Here is a 14,370-nt window from a genome sequence, read left to right on the forward strand (position 1 = left end):
CACGCGCCACAATGGCCCCGACACGAAGGACGGAGCGCCCGTGCACTGGACCCTGGTGATACCGCTCAAACCCCTGGCGCGGGCCAAGAGCAGGCTCGCCCCCACCGCGGGCGACGGGCTGCGGCCCGCGCTCGCCCTGGCCTTCGCCGAGGACACCGTGGCGGCCGCCCTGGCCTGCGCCGCGGTGCGGGATGTGGTGGTCGTCACGGACGACGCCCGGGCCCGCCGCGAGCTGGCCGCCCTCGGCGCCCGGGGCGTCCCCGACACCCCGGGGGCGGGCCTCAACGCCGCCCTCGCACACGGCGCGGCCGCCGTGCGCGCGAGCCGCAGCGACGCCGCGGTGGCGGCGCTGAACGCCGATCTGCCCGCTCTTCGCCCCGGTGAATTGGCGCGTGCCCTTGAGAGCGCCGCCGCATTTCCCCGCGCGTTTCTCCCGGACGCCGAGGGAATCGGCACCACCTTGCTGTGCGCGGCCCCCGGCACGGAATTGCGCCCGCGTTTCGGCCGCGATTCCCGCGCCCGGCACACGGCGTCCGGTGCCGTGGAACTCCCACTGACCGGTGTGGATTCGGTACGCCAGGACGTGGACACCGGCGACGACCTGCGGGCCGCGCTCGCCCTCGGGGTGGGCCCGCACACGGCCGCGGCGGCCGCCGGGCTGCTCATCCCGGACTGAGTAGGCTGCTGCGCATGCAGGCGACCGCGTACACGTACGACTCCGACACCCGCACGGGCAGTGTGCTGCTCGACGACGGCACGCCGGTGCCCTTCGACGCGCCGGCGTTCGACGCGGGCGGGCTGCGGCTGCTGCGTCCGGGGCAGCGGGTGCGGATCGAGGTGACCGGCGAGGGCGAGGCCCGCCGGATCACGCTGGTGACGCTCCAGACGTTCTGAGCGGCGGGCGGACAGTTGCCCGGCCCCGCGCGCGGGGCCCTTCGGGGGGCCGCCCGCTCCCCCGGGGTTCGCCGGGCCCCGCACACGCCGCGGGCCGGGCTCCCCCACGGGAGCCCGGCCCGGCGCGTGAGTGCCCGGGACCTGCCGTCAGCGCTTGCGGGCGGTGGTCTTCTTGGCGGTGGTGGTCTTGCGCGCCGGCGACTTCTTGGCGGGGGCCTTCTTGGCGGTCGCCTTCTTGGCCGGGGCCTTCTTCGCCGCCGTCTTCTTGGCGGTGGCGGCGGTGGCCTTCTTGGCAGGCGCGGCCTTCTTCGCCGGGGTCGCCTTCTTCGCCGTGGTGGCCTTCTTGGCCGGCGTGGCCTTCTTGGCGGTGGTGGCCTTCTTCGTCGCCGAGGACGCCGTGGTGGTCTTCTTCGCCGGTGTGGCCTTCTTCGCGGTGGTGGCCTTCTTCGTCGCCGAGGACGCCGTCGTGGTCTTCTTCGCCGCCGCCTTCTTGGCGGTCGTGGCCTTCTTGGCCGCGGCCTTCTTGACCGTCGCCGAAGCGCCGCCGGTCAGGCTGCCCTTGGGCGCCTTCTTCACCGCGACATCGTTCTTCGGCAGCTTCTTCGAGCCGCTCACCAGGTCCTTGAAGCCCTGGCCCGCGCGGAAGCGCGGCACCGAGGTCTTCTTGACCCGCACGCGCTCCCCGGTCTGCGGGTTGCGGGCGTACCGCGCGGGGCGGTCGACCTTCTCGAACGAGCCGAAGCCGGTGACCGAAACCCGGTCACCGCCGACCACGGCACGGACGATGGCGTCCAGGACCGCGTCGACCGCGTCGGCGGCCTGCTGCCGGCCGCCGAGCTTGTCGGCAATCGCTTCCACGAGCTGCGCCTTGTTCACGTCTTCCCCTTCGGAGACATTGCCTGAGCGAATGCGCCAGGCTTTTTCGCACGTTAGGCAGATATATACCGCAAATCAAACACGAAACGGGCTAATCACCCTTGTGCCGCAACGCCCTGGGCCCTCGGGGAGTTCCGCGAGGGCCCGTTGGGGCTTGCCGCTCAGTCGCCTTCGGGGATACGGCCCTCGTCAGCTTCGTCGAGGGACGCCATCAGGCGCTCCAGACGCCTTGCCGCGTCGGCGAGATCGTGTTTGGCCGCGGCCGTAATGACCAGCAGCTTCCGGGTCAGCGCCATCCGTACGCCCTCCGGGACTTGCAGTGCGCGCACCCGGGAGTGCGCTTCCTTCAGCCGGTCCGCGACGAGCCCGTAGAGCTCGAGTTGGTCGTCGCGTCCCATGCACCGATTGTGCCATCTGGGGCGAGTTGTCGCCTCCGCAGGGGGTAACTACCCTCCTCCGCCGCCCTGCTGAGGATACCTGTACCCACTGTGTGCAAGGCTATTTCCGGCCTCTTCTAGCCTACAGTTCAAGGCAGTTGGGACCACTCGTTCAGGTCAGCAGGGGGCAAAGGGGACCTGGCGGCACCCGGACATAGATGTACCCCCAACCGTCCACGATTGGGGGTACATCGGGTGGGGCGCGGCCCGTCCGGCCGCTCGGCGCGGGGGTCAGACCTGCGCGGTGCTCGGCTTGTGGGCGGGGCGGCGGGCCTCGTAGGCGGCGATGTCCGCCTCGTTCCGCAGCGTGATGCTGATGTCGTCCAGGCCGTTGAGCAGCCGCCAGCGGGCGTTCTCGTCGAGCTCGAAGTCCGCCGTGACACCCTGGGCACGAACTTGGCGATCGTGCAGGTCAACGGTGATCTCGGCGGTCGGGTCGGCCTCCGTCAGCTCCCACAGCGCGTCCACGGTGCGCTGCTCGAGCACCACGGTGAGCAGGCCGTTCTTGAGCGAGTTGCCGCGGAAGATGTCGGCGAAGCGGGAGGAGACGACGGCCTTGAAGCCGTAGTTCTGCAGCGCCCAGACCGCGTGCTCGCGCGAGGAGCCGGTGCCGAAGTCCGGGCCGGCGACCAGGACGGTGGCGCCCTGGCGCTCCGGCCGGTTGAGCACGAACTCGGGGTCCTTGCGCCAGGCCTCGAAGAGCCCGTCCTCGAAGCCGTCGCGGGTGACCTTCTTCAGCCAGTGGGCGGGGATGATCTGGTCGGTGTCCACGTTGCTGCGGCGCAGCGGGACGGCCCGGCCGGTGTGCGTGGTGAAGGCTTCCATGGCTGATCAGACTCCGGCGGTCGCGGGGGTGTCGGTGAGGTCGGCGGGCGAGGCCAGGCGGCCGGTCACCGCGGTCGCGGCGGCCACCTGGGGCGAGACCAGATGGGTGCGGCCGCCCTTGCCCTGCCGGCCCTCGAAGTTGCGGTTGGAGGTGGAGGCGGAGCGCTCGCCGGGCGCGAGTTGGTCGGGGTTCATGCCCAGGCACATCGAGCAGCCCGCGTGCCGCCATTCGGCGCCGGCGGCCGTGAAGACCTTGTCCAGGCCCTCCTCCACGGCCTGCAGCGCCACCCGTACCGAGCCGGGCACCACCAGCATCCGTACGCCGTCGGCGACTTTGCGGCCCTGGAGCACGGCGGCCGCCGAGCGCAGGTCCTCGATGCGGCCGTTGGTGCAGGAGCCCACGAAGACGGTGTCGACCCGGATCTCGCGCAGCGGCTGCCCGGCGCTCAACCCCATGTACTCCAGCGCCTTTTCGGCGGCCAGGCGCTCCGAGGCGTCCTCGTACGAAGCCGGGTCGGGGACGGCGGCGGACAGGGGCAGGCCCTGGCCCGGGTTGGTGCCCCAGGTGACGAACGGCGACAGGCTCGCGGCGTCGATGTAGACCTCGGCGTCGAAGACGGCGTCGTCGTCGGTGCGCAGCGTCCTCCAGTAGGCGACGGCGGCGTCCCAGTCCTCGCCCCGGGGGGCGTGGGCGCGGTCCTTGAGGTAGGCGAACGTGGTCTCGTCCGGCGCGATCATCCCGGCGCGGGCGCCGGCCTCGATGGACATGTTGCAGATGGTCATGCGGGCCTCCATCGAGAGTTTCTCGATGGCCGGGCCGCGGTACTCGATGACGTAGCCCTGGCCGCCGCCGGTGCCGATCTTCGCGATGATGGCGAGGATGAGGTCCTTGGCCGTGACGCCGTCGGGCAGTTCGCCGTCGACGGTGATGGCCATGGTCTTGGGCCGTGCCATCGGCAGGGTCTGGGTCGCGAGGACGTGCTCCACCTGGGAGGTGCCGATGCCGAACGCCAGCGCGCCGAACGCGCCGTGGGTGGACGTGTGCGAGTCGCCGCAGACGACGGTGGTGCCCGGCTGGGTCAGCCCGAGCTGCGGTCCCACCACGTGGACGACGCCCTGCTCGACGTCGCCCAGCGGGTGCAGCCGGACGCCGAACTCGGCGCAGTTCTTGCGCAGCGTCTCGAGCTGCGCGCGCGAGACGGGGTCGGCGATGGGCTTGTCGATGTCGAGGGTGGGGGTGTTGTGATCCTCCGTGGCGATGGTGAGGTCGAGCCGCCGCACCGTCCGTCCCGCCTGCCGGAGGCCGTCGAACGCCTGCGGGCTGGTCACCTCGTGCAGGAGGTGCAGATCGATGAAGAGGAGGTCGGGCTCGCCCTCGGCGCGCCGGACGACGTGGTCGTCCCAGACCTTCTCCGCGAGTGTCCTACCCATCGCTTTCCCTCCGGCCGGCGGCGCGCGCCGGCCCAACTAGGAGAATCTGTTCGCCGACGACGTGTCCCCGTATCGCATGCCGGACGTCGGCCGCCTGTCCGTCGGTCCGCGGACCGCTTCTCCAGAGTGGCGGGTTCCTGGGATTTTTGAACTTGCGTTTCACAGAGTGAGACGCGAGTATCGTTGCATGGACAACTCTAGCGGCGTCGGCGTTCTGGACAAGGCGGCCCTTGTCCTGAGCGCCCTGGAGTCCGGTCCGGCCACCCTCGCGGGTCTGGTCGCGGCCACGGGGCTCGCACGACCCACGGCGCACAGACTCGCCGTGGCCCTGGAACACCACCGGATGGTGGCGCGGGACATGCAGGGCCGTTTCATCCTCGGCCCGCGCCTGGCCGAACTGGCCGCGGCGGCGGGCGAGGACCGCCTGCTCGCGACGGCGGGACCGGTCCTCACGCACCTGCGGGACGTGACCGGCGAGAGCGCGCAGCTCTACCGCCGCCAGGGCGACATGCGCATCTGCGTGGCCGCGGCGGAGCGCCTGTCCGGCCTGCGGGACACGGTCCCGGTCGGCTCGACGCTCACCATGAAGGCGGGCTCGTCCGCGCAGATCCTGATGGCCTGGGAGGAGCCGGAGCGGCTGCACCGGGGCCTGCAGGGCGCGCGGTTCACGGCGACGGCCCTCTCCGGCGTGCGCCGCCGCGGCTGGGCCCAGTCGATCGGCGAGCGGGAGCCGGGCGTCGCCTCGGTGTCCGCGCCGGTCAGGGGCCCGTCGAACCGCGTGGTGGCCGCCGTGTCGGTCTCCGGCCCCATCGAGCGCCTGACCCGCCACCCGGGCCGCATGCACGCCCAAGCGGTGATAGACGCCGCCGGCCGCCTCTCGGACGCCCTGCGCCGCACCAACTGACCCACCGCCCCCACGCACACCCAGGGAACCGGGCCCGCCCCAACGCCGCGACGGGCCCGCCTCCTCCCCCTTCCGTACGCTCCCGCCGGGGCGCTCGCGCCCGCGGCACCCCTCCCCCGCCGGGCCCCTCCCGGGCCGACTCCCGCCCCGGGGCTCCCCACGGCACGCGCACGCCGGGGCGCTCACCCCCAGGCGCCCCTCCCCGGCAGGCCCGGCTACCCCTTCGCCGCGCCCGCCTCCTCGGCCCCGCCCGCCGCGGCTCCTGCGGTGGCCGCTCCCGACCGGTGCGCGTACCGGTCCTCCGCCCGCTGTCCGCGCCGCTCCACCGGTATCTGCCCGTGCGCCGCCGCGAGGCCGAAGGCGGGCATGTCCGCGTAGATCGCCTCGTACGCGCCCTCCGGTACGACGTACGCCTCGTGCCAGATGCCCACGTGTCCGCGCGCCTCACCCGCGCGCTGCTTGCGGTTGACGAGGGCCCACGCCTTGTGGTGGAGCATCCGCGGCGAGTGCGCGTACGCGTACAGCTTCTCCTTCGACTCCCAGTACTGGACGACGTAGTAGGTCCGCGGCGACGCCGTCAGCAGCACGTGTCCGAGCAGGCCCAGGCTCCGGTCGCGCGCCAGCTCCCGCAGCATGCGCGGCATCGCGCGCAGCACCGGCAGCCAGTGGTGCACGGCCCAGAAGTGGTTGATGCGCACGCCGATGAGCAGCACCACCACCTCGCCCTCGGCGTTCGCGGTGGTGCGGCCGACGGTGACGGAGTTCCCCGACATGCATCCCCCTGTCGCTGGGCTCGCCGTACGGGACCGCCGACGGCGAGCACATTGGTGAGCGGCACTATCCGACCACCCATGCTTGGATAGTGCCGCTACCCGACGAGAGGCGCAAGGGATGCGACTGGCCGAGTTGAGCGAGCGCAGCGGGGTGTCGACCGCGACGATCAAGTACTACCTGCGGGAAGGCCTGGTGCCGCCCGGCCGTCAGGTCAACGCGACGACGGCCGAGTACGACGACGGCCATCTGCGCCGGCTGCGCCTGGTGCGGGCGCTGATCCAGGTGGGCCGGGTGCCGGTGGCCAAGGCCAGGGAGGTCCTGGGGCACGTGGACGACGAGTCCCTGGGGCGCACGATCCGGCTGGGGGCGGCGCTGTGGGCGCTGCCGCAGGGCCCCGAGCCGGACGAGGAGGACCCCGCGGTGCCCGCCGCGCGCGCCGAGGTGGACCGGCTGCTCGCGCTGCTCGACTGGGACGCCGCGCGGGAGGTCGGTGCCCTGTCCCCGGTGCACCGCTCCCTGGTGGTGGCGGTGGCGACGCTGAACGGGCTCGGCTACGGCTGGGACGCCGAACGCCTGGCGCCGTACGCGGAGTTGATGCACGCGGCGGCGCGCCTCGACCTCGACTCGCTGGAGGCGCAGGCATCGGAGGCGGAGCGGGTGGAGACGGCGGTGGCGGCCGCGGTGCTCTTCGAGCCGGTGCTGCGGGCGCTGCACCGGCTGGCGCAGGAGGAGGAGTCGGCGCGGCGGTACGGCATCGAGTAGGCGCGGGGCCGGGCCGGGGGCGGCGGTCACGGCGGCCGCGCGGACGCCCCGGCAGGCCTCGGGCGAGCCGCGGGGCTCCAGGACACGCCGAAGGGGCCCTCACCGTGGTGAGGGCCCCTTCGGGCTCGTACCCCCGACCGGATTCGAACCGGCGCTACCGCCTTGAGAGGGCGGCGTGCTAGGCCGCTACACAACGGGGGCGAGGATCTTGCAGGCGTTCGACGTGCGAAGCCGCAGATCCGAGCTGGTCTACCAGGACTCGAACCTAGACTAACTGAACCAGAATCAGTCGTGCTGCCAATTACACCATAGACCAATGTGGTTTAGACCAGTTTGTACCCCCGACCGGATTCGAACCGGCGCTACCGCCTTGAGAGGGCGGCGTGCTAGGCCGCTACACAACGGGGGCCCTAGCGATCCCGCCCGGCAGTCGCCGGGCGATGTCACCGCGAGGTCGGGGGGAGCTACCCCTACCGTCCACGCGGGATGGATCTGTACCCCCGACCGGATTCGAACCGGCGCTACTGCCTTGAGAGGGCAGCGTGCTAGGCCGCTACACAACGGGGGCTTTGCGGATGCTGTGTCTTTCGAGACGACAACCGCGGTTGCAGATGAGCTCTGCGAGCTGGCCTACCTGGACTCGAACCAAGACTAACTGAACCAGAATCAGTCGTGCTGCCAATTACACCATAGGCCACTGGAACGCAACCCCCGGGAGGGTTTCTGTTCCGGTTGCGCTTCCCGGCCGGACCTTTCGGCCCTCTCGGGCGGCGCAGGAAGAACATTACCCGAAGGTGGACGGCGCTCCAAAACGGGTATCGGAGCGCAGCAGCGCGGGGAGCTCCGTGAGGCTCGTGATGCGGTGGATGCCCGAGGGACCGGCCCCTGGTGTGCCGTTGCGGTCGAGCCAGACGCCGAGCAGCCCCGCGTCGCGGGCGCCCCGGGCGTCGATCTCCGGCTGGTCGCCCACGTACGCGATCTCCTCGGGCGCGAGGCCCAGCGCGTCGCAGGCCGCGTGGAAGGCCTCGGGTCGGGGCTTGGAGACGCCGAGGTCGGCGGCGCACAGGACGGCCTCGAAGCGGTCGCGGAGGCCGAGCGCGCCGAGTTTGTGCTCCTGCACGCAGAGCGCCGAGTTGGACAGCACCGCGTGCCGGTAGTCCTGGGCCAGGGCGTCGAGAGCCGGCACGGCGTCCGGGAAGAGCGCCCAGGCGGCCTCGTAGTGCACGCGGTAGCGACCGAACCAGGCGTCGGCCTCCGCATCGTCGAGCGCGGCGCCCAGGAAGTCGCGCACGCGGTCGCGGCGCTGCTCCTCGAACCCCACCTCCCCGGCGCCGAAGCGGGCCCAGTGCCGGTCGGTGAGCTCCTTCCACAGGGCCAGGGCCCGCTCGGCGCTGTCGTACCGGCCGACGATGCCCTCGGCGGCGAGGTGGGCGCGCATGCCCGTGAGATCGGCGGTGGCGTAGTCGAAGAGGGTGTCGTCGATGTCCCAGACCACGGCTTCGATCGGCATGTCTCCGACACTAGCCCGCACGGCCCCGGCGGCTGGGGGTTCGGGGGTTATCCCCCGAAAAACACAGTGTCGATGTCCCAGACCACGGCTTTGATCGGCATGTCTCCGACACTAGCCCGCGCCGCCCGCGGGCAGGAGGGGGCGAAGCCCGGGCCTCCGGCCGGGCGGTCTCGCCGGTTCCGGGAAGCCGTCCCGGGCCCCGGCCGGGGTGCCGTAGCGTGGAGGGCCCGTCGAGCGAGAGGCCGAGCTCCACCCATGACTGAGTACCGCGTCCAGTTCACCGTCGAGGCCCGCGCGGCCTACGACGAACTGCCCGGGGAGCGGCAGACGCAACTGGACAAGGCGTTGCGCGTGCTGGCCCGTGACCCCTTCCACAAGGCGGCGACCGCCCAGCTCGGGCCGGACGCGCACCTGCGCAAGGCGTACGTCGCCCCGGGCGTGGTCCTGGAGTACATGGTGGCCGGGGCGATCATGGTGATCGTCGTCCTTGAGATCTTCGACGAGAGCCACTACTTGATCGACGACGCCTGAGCCCCCGGGGGCGGCGTACGCGAAGGGCCCGGAAGCCGGGGTGGCTTCCGGGCCCTTCGGGCGCTTCAGGGCGGGGGCGTCAGGCGGTCAGCTTCGCCAGGGCCGCGTCGACGCGCGCCAGCGCGCGGTCCTTGCCGAGGATCTCCAGGGACTCGAAGAGCGGCAGGCCGACCGTGCGGCCGGTGACGGCCACGCGGACGGGGGCCTGGGCCTTGCCCAGCTTGAGGCCGTGCTCCTCGCCGGCGGCCAGGACGGCCTCCTTGAGGGACTCCGGGGACGACCAGTCGGCCGCCTCCAGCTTGGCGCGGGCGGTGCGCAGGAGGGCGTCGGAGCCCTCCTTCATGGCCTTGGTCCAGGAGGCCTCGTCGAAGACCGGCTCCGGCAGGAACAGGAAGTCGACGTTGTCCGTGATCTCGGAGAGGACCTTCACGCGGCTCTGCGCGTGCGGCGCGATGGCCGCCCAGGCCGCCGGGTCGAAGTCCTCGGGGGCCCACGGGGCGTGCGGGGCCTTGAGCCACGGCTCGCAGGCGGCGGCGAAGGCCTGCACGTCCAGCATGCGGATGTGGTCGGCGTTGATCGCCTCGGCCTTCTTCAGGTCGAAGCGGGCCGGGTTGGAGTTCACGTCCGCGAGGTCGAACTTCGCGATCATCTGGTCGATCGTGAAGACGTCCTGGTCGGCGGAGAACGACCAGCCGAGGAGGGAGAGGTAGTTGAGCAGGCCCTCGGGCAGGAAGCCGCGCTCGCGGTAGAGGTTGAGGCTCGCCTGCGGGTCGCGCTTGGAGAGCTTCTTGTTGCCCTCGCCCATGACGTACGGCAGGTGGCCGAAGGCGGGGATCTCCTTGGCGACGCCCAGCTCGATCAGCGCCTTGTAGAGCGCGATCTGGCGCGGGGTGGAGGAGAGCAGGTCCTCGCCGCGCAGGACGTGGGTGATCTCCATCAGGGCGTCGTCGACCGGGTTGACCAGGGTGTACAGCGGGGCGCCGTTGGCGCGGACGATGCCGTAGTCGGTGACGTTCTCCGCCTGGACGGTGATCTCGCCGCGGACCAGGTCCGTGAAGGTGGTCGCCTCGTCCGGCATCCGGAAGCGGATGATGTGGCTGCGGCCCTCGGCCTCGTACGCCTGCTTCTGCTCGGCGGTGAGGTCGCGGCAGGCGCCGTCGTAGCCGGACGGCTTGCCGGCGGCGCGGGCGGCCTCGCGGCGGGCGTCGAGCTCCTCGGTGGTGCAGTAGCACGGGTAGGCGTACCCGCCGTCGACGAGCTTGGCGGCGACGTCCCGGTAGACGTCCATGCGCTGCGACTGGCGGTACGGCGCGTGCGGGCCGCCGACCTCGGGGCCCTCGTCCCAGTCGAAGCCCAGCCAGCGCATGGAGTCCAGGAGCTGCTCGTACGACTCCTCGGAGTCGCGGGCGGCGTCCGTGTCCTCGATGCGGAAGACCAGGGTGCCCCCGTGGTGCCGGGCGAACGCCCAGTTGAACAGGGCGGTGCGGACCAGGCCCACGTGGGGGTTGCCGGTCGGGGAGGGACAGAAACGTACCCGGACGGTGTCGCCGGGAGTCGCGTTAGCCACGCTTGATCACCTTGTTGGTGAGAGTGCCGATGCCTTCGATGGTGACGGCGACCTCGTCGCCGACGGTGAGGGGGCCGACCCCCTCGGGGGTGCCGGTGAGGATGACGTCGCCGGGCAGCAGCGTCATGGCCTCGGAGATGTTGACGACCAGGTCCTCGATGGAGTGGATCATCTGGGAGGTGCGGCCGAGCTGGCGCTGGCGGCCGTTGACCGTGCACTGGATCGTCAGGTCGCTCGGGTCGAGCTCCGTCTCCACCCAGGGGCCGAGCGGGCAGGACGTGTCGAAGCCCTTGGCCCGGGCCCACTGCTTCTCGCGCTGCTGCACGTCGCGCGCGGTGACGTCGTTGGCGCAGGTGTAGCCGAAGACGACGTCCTTGACGCGCTCGCGCGGGACCTCGCGGCACATGCGCCCGATGACCACGGCCAGCTCCGCCTCGTGGTGCAGTTCCTCGGAGAACGGCGGGTACTGGATGGCGTCGCCGGAGCCGATCATGGAGGTGGCGGGCTTGAAGAAGGCGAACGGGGCGTCGGGCACCTCGTTGCCGAGCTCTTCGGCGTGGCCCGCGTAGTTCCGCCCGAAGGCCACGATCTTGTGGCCGATGACGGGGGCGAGGAGCCGGACCTTGCTCAGCGGGACCTTCACGCCGCTCAGCTCGAAGTCGCCGTACGGACTGCCCTTGATGATGTCGACGACGAGCTCGTCCGGCTTGTCGCCCTCGACCGCGCCGAAGGCGACGTTGCCGTCGATGGAGAACCTGGCGATACGCACGTGAGCGGTGCCCTTTGCAGCTACGGGGTGGTCTGGTGCGGCCAGTCTATGGGGCGCTGCCCCTCTGCCCCTTTTCCGCCGCTTCCGCCACCGGTTCGCGGCCCGCCCCCGCGCGCGGGAGGGGCGTTAACCCTGGGGGGCTTCCATGAGGATGGTGCGCTTGGGGTTGGCCGTCTGGGTGGGGAGTTCGACGGGGTGCTCCGGCCGCTCGGGGGCCGGCTGCAGGTCGTCGGCGTCCTTGAGGTGCGCCAGGGTGGTGCGGCGCGGGTTGGCTATGTTGCGGAACATCGTCGTGGACTTCATCTGCTGCTCGGGCCCTGTCGATCGGGGCGTCACCCAAAGGACGCCGGTTGTCGGATTCCCCATCCCTGTAAAGCGTCAGGCTAAACATTCAATTCCCGCGCAATGTCGAGAAGAGGCCATGATCTTCATGTGAGTTTGCTCACGAGCGACCCGACATTCAGGTCAATTCAGGCGGACCAGCGGACCCTTGGAAACGGACAATGCACCCCTGAAGCGCCCATTCCGCTCCTGATCATGAACACTGGGACACCGCTTTCACCCATGCGTCTCGTACCGGAAAGTCCGGTATAAGCGACTTCGCTTTCTACGTCTGGTGACACGTTCCTCACGTGCTGTCACGGGAGCCGTGCCCCGAACCACGGGCCTTGTTGGAGATCCGGCACTGTGCTGGAATTCCCGGGACCGCCGCGGGATCGAACCGGCGCACAGGGCGCGACGCAGCGCCGAGGGCGGCGGGAAGGGGGAGCAGCGCCGGTCTCACGACCACCATGGGGCGGGTGACGCCCCACGACTCCGACACCGTTCCGCCGTCCACGCGGTGGAACGCCTGGTCCAGAGGTTGCGACGCTAGTGCAGGGACGTTTCAAGAGGGATGGCAGCGCTGCGGCGGAGCCGGAGCGCGGCGGAAGTGACCGCGGCTCCTCGGCCCAGCACGCCCAGAACCCCGGACAGGTGCAGTCCGGCGACGGCGGCCCCGACGCCGTCCGCCCGGGTGCGCCGGGCGGTCCGTCCACGGACGGGACCAAGCCGAAGGGGTCCAAGACGCCCCCCGGGCCCGGCTCACGAATAGCCCTGCGCAACTGGCGCATCTCGACTCGTCTGGTCTCCCTCCTCGCCCTTCCCGTCATCACGGCGACCTCGCTGGGTGCCCTGCGCATCAACTCGTCGATGGACGAGATCCAGCAGCTCGACAACATGAAGCTGCTGACCGACCTGACGGAGGACGCCACCCGGCTGGCCGCCGCGCTCCAGGAGGAGCGCGACCAGTCGGCGGGCCCGCTCGCGCACGGCGCCAGCGACTCCGACTTCACCGTCAAGAGCGTCCGCGAGAAGACCGACCGCGCCTACCGGAACTTCCTCGCCGGCACCCAGGACATCGACAACAGCGACGGTGACAAGGGCTTCCTCGGCATCCGCCAGAACACGGTCCAGATCACCCGGCAGCTCCAGAAGATCAAGGACGTACGCCGGGACGCGTACAAGAAGGACTCCCCGTCCTCGCAGACGGTCGACGCCTACAGCCAGCTCATCCAGCAGCTCCTCGCGCTCTCCGAGGACATGGCGCAGGCGACCAGCAACCCGGACATGATCCAGCGCACCCGCGCCCTGGCGGCCTTCTCCTCCGCCAAGGAGTTCGCGTCCGTGCAGCGGGCCGTCATCGCGGCCGCGCTGCCGCCGAACAACCGCGAGTTCGGCAAGCTCTCCGACCTCGACCGCCGCTACGCCCTGACGGCGTTCGAGAAGGAGAACGACGAGCTCCAGTCGTTCAACCGGATCTACGTCGGCGACGGCGCGAAGCTGCTCACCCCGATCAGCCGCGGCAACGCCACGATCCAGAGCGCCGACGCCTACGCCCAGCGCGTCCTGGAGCAGCCCAACGGCATCAAGCTGCGCGGCAAGCGCTCCTACAAGGACTGGGTGGACTCCGACTCCACCAAGATCCAGGCGATGACCAACATCGAGCTGACCCTGCTCGACGAGATGGAGCAGAAGGTCCGCTCGCTGCGGAACGAGTCCGAGCAGCAGGCGATCCTCAACGGTGCGCTCATCCTCGTCGTGCTCGGTGTGTCGCTCGTCGGCGCCTTCGTGGTGGCGCGGTCCATGATCCGCTCGCTGCGCCGGCTCCAGGACACCGCCACCAAGGTCGCCCAGGACCGCCTGCCCGAGCTGGTCAAGCAGCTCTCCGAGTCCGACCCGCAGGACGTCGACACGTCCGTGGAGTCCGTCGGTGTGCACTCCCGGGACGAGATCGGCCAGGTGGCCGCGGCCTTCGACGACGTGCACCGCGAGGCGGTCCGCCTCGCCGCCGAGCAGGCCCTCCTGCGGGGCAACGTCAACGCGATGTTCACCAACCTCTCGCGGCGTTCGCAGGGCCTCATCCAGCGCCAGCTCTCGCTCATCTCCGAGCTGGAGTCCCGCGAGGCCGACCCGGACCAGCTCTCCTCGCTGTTCAAGCTCGACCACCTCGCGACCCGCATGCGCCGTAACGGCGAGAACCTCCTCGTGCTCGCGGGTGAGGAGCCCGGCCGCCGCTGGACGCGGCCCGTGCCGCTCGTCGACGTGCTCCGCGCCGCCGCCTCCGAGGTGGAGCAGTACGAGCGCATCGAGCTGTCCTCGGTGCCCGCGACCGAGGTCGCCGGACGCGTCGTCAACGACCTCGTGCACCTCCTCGCCGAGCTGCTGGAGAACGCCACCTCGTTCTCCTCGCCGCAGACCAAGGTCAAGGTCACCGGTCACGCGCTGCCCGACGGCCGCGTGCTCATCGAGATCCACGACACCGGCATCGGCCTCTCCCCCGAGGACCTCGCCGCGATCAACGAGCGGCTCGCGTCGCCGCCCACCGTGGACGTCTCCGTCTCCCGCCGCATGGGTCTGTTCGTGGTCGGCCGCCTCTCGCAGCGCCACGGCATCCGCATCCAGCTCCGGCCCTCCGACTCCGGTGGTACGACCGCGCTGGTCATGCTCCCCGTGGACGTCGCCCAGGGCAAGAAGGCCCCGGGCAAGCCGGGCGCCCCTGCCCCGACCGGCGGCCCGGCCGCGGCCCTGGCCGCCGCGGGTGCCGCCGCC

15 protein-coding genes and 5 tRNA genes are annotated in these 14,370 nt (G+C 71.2%); 6 read left to right on the forward strand and 14 right to left on the reverse strand.

Features of this window, described 5'->3' with window-relative positions:
- The first annotated feature begins 40 nt into the window (after positions 1-40).
- A complete protein-coding gene (cofC, locus tag IE330_RS22035; protein WP_229925826.1) occupies positions 41-676 on the forward strand; it encodes a 2-phospho-L-lactate guanylyltransferase in 636 nt (211 codons plus the stop codon).
- Positions 677-690: 14 nt separating this feature from the next.
- A complete protein-coding gene (locus IE330_RS39100; RefSeq protein ID WP_030676060.1) occupies positions 691-894 on the forward strand; it encodes a hypothetical protein in 204 nt (67 codons plus the stop codon).
- Between the two features lie 147 nt (positions 895-1,041).
- On the opposite strand, the gene IE330_RS22040 is transcribed toward IE330_RS39100, so the two are convergent.
- The 4 genes from IE330_RS22040 to leuC form a co-directional block, all read right to left on the reverse strand.
- A complete protein-coding gene (locus tag IE330_RS22040; protein WP_190137818.1) occupies positions 1,042-1,770 on the reverse strand; it encodes an HU family DNA-binding protein in 729 nt (242 codons plus the stop codon).
- Positions 1,771-1,931: 161 nt separating this feature from the next.
- Positions 1,932-2,168 carry an SCO5555 family protein gene (locus IE330_RS22045; RefSeq protein WP_190137819.1) on the reverse strand — a complete coding sequence of 79 codons (237 nt, stop codon included), beginning with the start codon at positions 2,166-2,168 and terminating at the stop codon, positions 1,932-1,934.
- Between the two features lie 270 nt (positions 2,169-2,438).
- Complete coding sequence (gene leuD / locus IE330_RS22050; protein ID WP_190137820.1) at positions 2,439-3,032, reverse strand: 3-isopropylmalate dehydratase small subunit; 594 nt, start codon at positions 3,030-3,032, stop codon at positions 2,439-2,441.
- A 6-nt stretch (positions 3,033-3,038) separates the two neighbouring features.
- Positions 3,039-4,463 carry a 3-isopropylmalate dehydratase large subunit gene (gene leuC, locus IE330_RS22055; RefSeq protein WP_190137821.1) on the reverse strand — a complete coding sequence of 475 codons (1,425 nt, stop codon included), beginning with the start codon at positions 4,461-4,463 and terminating at the stop codon, positions 3,039-3,041.
- Between the two features lie 187 nt (positions 4,464-4,650).
- On the opposite strand from leuC, the gene ndgR reads away from it, so the two are divergent.
- Positions 4,651-5,367, forward strand: a complete 717-nt coding sequence (ndgR, locus tag IE330_RS22060; protein WP_190137822.1) for an IclR family transcriptional regulator NdgR — start codon at positions 4,651-4,653, stop codon at positions 5,365-5,367.
- A 215-nt stretch (positions 5,368-5,582) separates the two neighbouring features.
- On the opposite strand, the gene IE330_RS22065 is transcribed toward ndgR, so the two are convergent.
- Positions 5,583-6,140, reverse strand: a complete 558-nt coding sequence (locus IE330_RS22065; RefSeq protein ID WP_190137823.1) for a DUF4188 domain-containing protein — start codon at positions 6,138-6,140, stop codon at positions 5,583-5,585.
- A gap of 118 nt (positions 6,141-6,258) precedes the next feature.
- Here IE330_RS22065 and IE330_RS22070 point away from each other — a divergent pair, with 118 nt between their 5' ends.
- On the forward strand, positions 6,259-6,903 hold the full coding sequence (locus tag IE330_RS22070) for a MerR family transcriptional regulator (protein WP_190137824.1): 645 nt from the start codon (positions 6,259-6,261) through the stop codon (positions 6,901-6,903).
- A gap of 128 nt (positions 6,904-7,031) precedes the next feature.
- On the opposite strand, the gene IE330_RS22075 is transcribed toward IE330_RS22070, so the two are convergent.
- From IE330_RS22075 to IE330_RS22100, 6 genes are all read right to left on the reverse strand, one after another.
- A tRNA-Glu gene (locus IE330_RS22075) sits at positions 7,032-7,104 on the reverse strand.
- 43 nt (positions 7,105-7,147) lie between these two features.
- A tRNA-Gln gene (locus IE330_RS22080) sits at positions 7,148-7,219 on the reverse strand.
- A 20-nt stretch (positions 7,220-7,239) separates the two neighbouring features.
- Positions 7,240-7,312 (reverse strand) — tRNA-Glu (locus IE330_RS22085).
- Positions 7,313-7,398: 86 nt separating this feature from the next.
- A tRNA-Glu gene (locus IE330_RS22090) sits at positions 7,399-7,471 on the reverse strand.
- A 57-nt stretch (positions 7,472-7,528) separates the two neighbouring features.
- Positions 7,529-7,600: transfer RNA gene (locus IE330_RS22095), tRNA-Gln, on the reverse strand.
- A gap of 87 nt (positions 7,601-7,687) precedes the next feature.
- The gene (locus tag IE330_RS22100; protein ID WP_190137825.1) at positions 7,688-8,413 is read right to left on the reverse strand and encodes an HAD family hydrolase; all 726 of its coding nucleotides are present in this window, start codon (positions 8,411-8,413) and stop codon (positions 7,688-7,690) included.
- 255 nt (positions 8,414-8,668) lie between these two features.
- Between IE330_RS22100 and IE330_RS22105 the strand changes: the two genes are divergently transcribed.
- Positions 8,669-8,944, forward strand: coding sequence for a type II toxin-antitoxin system RelE family toxin (locus tag IE330_RS22105; protein WP_190137826.1), 276 nt, complete (start codon positions 8,669-8,671; stop codon positions 8,942-8,944).
- Between the two features lie 79 nt (positions 8,945-9,023).
- Here the strand turns inward: IE330_RS22105 and gltX are convergent, their stop codons facing one another.
- The 3 genes from gltX to IE330_RS22120 all read right to left on the reverse strand — a co-directional run bounded on the left by gltX (position 9,024) and on the right by IE330_RS22120 (position 11,616).
- Positions 9,024-10,511: a glutamate--tRNA ligase gene (gene gltX, locus IE330_RS22110; RefSeq protein ID WP_190137827.1), complete on the reverse strand. Its 1,488-nt coding sequence runs from the start codon at positions 10,509-10,511 to the stop codon at positions 9,024-9,026.
- Positions 10,504-11,280: a fumarylacetoacetate hydrolase family protein gene (locus IE330_RS22115; protein ID WP_190137828.1), complete on the reverse strand. Its 777-nt coding sequence runs from the start codon at positions 11,278-11,280 to the stop codon at positions 10,504-10,506. Before IE330_RS22115 ends, gltX begins: the two co-directional genes overlap by 8 nt.
- Positions 11,281-11,406: 126 nt before the next feature.
- Positions 11,407-11,616, reverse strand: coding sequence for a hypothetical protein (locus IE330_RS22120; protein ID WP_190137832.1), 210 nt, complete (start codon positions 11,614-11,616; stop codon positions 11,407-11,409).
- Between the two features lie 537 nt (positions 11,617-12,153).
- Here IE330_RS22120 and IE330_RS22125 point away from each other — a divergent pair.
- Positions 12,154-14,370, forward strand: a 2,217-nt coding sequence (locus IE330_RS22125; protein ID WP_190137829.1) for a sensor histidine kinase, incomplete at its 3' end; no start/stop codon positions are given.

The organism is Streptomyces longispororuber (genome assembly GCF_014656095.1).
Lineage (GTDB): Bacteria > Actinomycetota > Actinomycetes > Streptomycetales > Streptomycetaceae > Streptomyces > Streptomyces longispororuber.

Bases quoted from the DNA above. Each gene is read 5' to 3' on its own strand.
- IE330_RS39100 (WP_030676060.1), top strand. From the start codon at position 691: ATGCAGGCGACCGCGTACACGTACGACTCCGACACCCGCACGGGCAGT.
- IE330_RS22045 (WP_190137819.1), bottom strand. From the start codon at position 2,168: ATGGGACGCGACGACCAACTCGAGCTCTACGGGCTCGTCGCGGACCGG.
- leuD (WP_190137820.1), bottom strand. From the start codon at position 3,032: ATGGAAGCCTTCACCACGCACACCGGCCGGGCCGTCCCGCTGCGCCGC.
- leuC (WP_190137821.1), bottom strand. From the start codon at position 4,463: ATGGGTAGGACACTCGCGGAGAAGGTCTGGGACGACCACGTCGTCCGG.
- ndgR (WP_190137822.1), top strand. From the start codon at position 4,651: ATGGACAACTCTAGCGGCGTCGGCGTTCTGGACAAGGCGGCCCTTGTC.
- IE330_RS22065 (WP_190137823.1), bottom strand. From the start codon at position 6,140: ATGTCGGGGAACTCCGTCACCGTCGGCCGCACCACCGCGAACGCCGAG.
- IE330_RS22070 (WP_190137824.1), top strand. From the start codon at position 6,259: ATGCGACTGGCCGAGTTGAGCGAGCGCAGCGGGGTGTCGACCGCGACG.
- IE330_RS22100 (WP_190137825.1), bottom strand. From the start codon at position 8,413: ATGCCGATCGAAGCCGTGGTCTGGGACATCGACGACACCCTCTTCGAC.
- IE330_RS22105 (WP_190137826.1), top strand. From the start codon at position 8,669: ATGACTGAGTACCGCGTCCAGTTCACCGTCGAGGCCCGCGCGGCCTAC.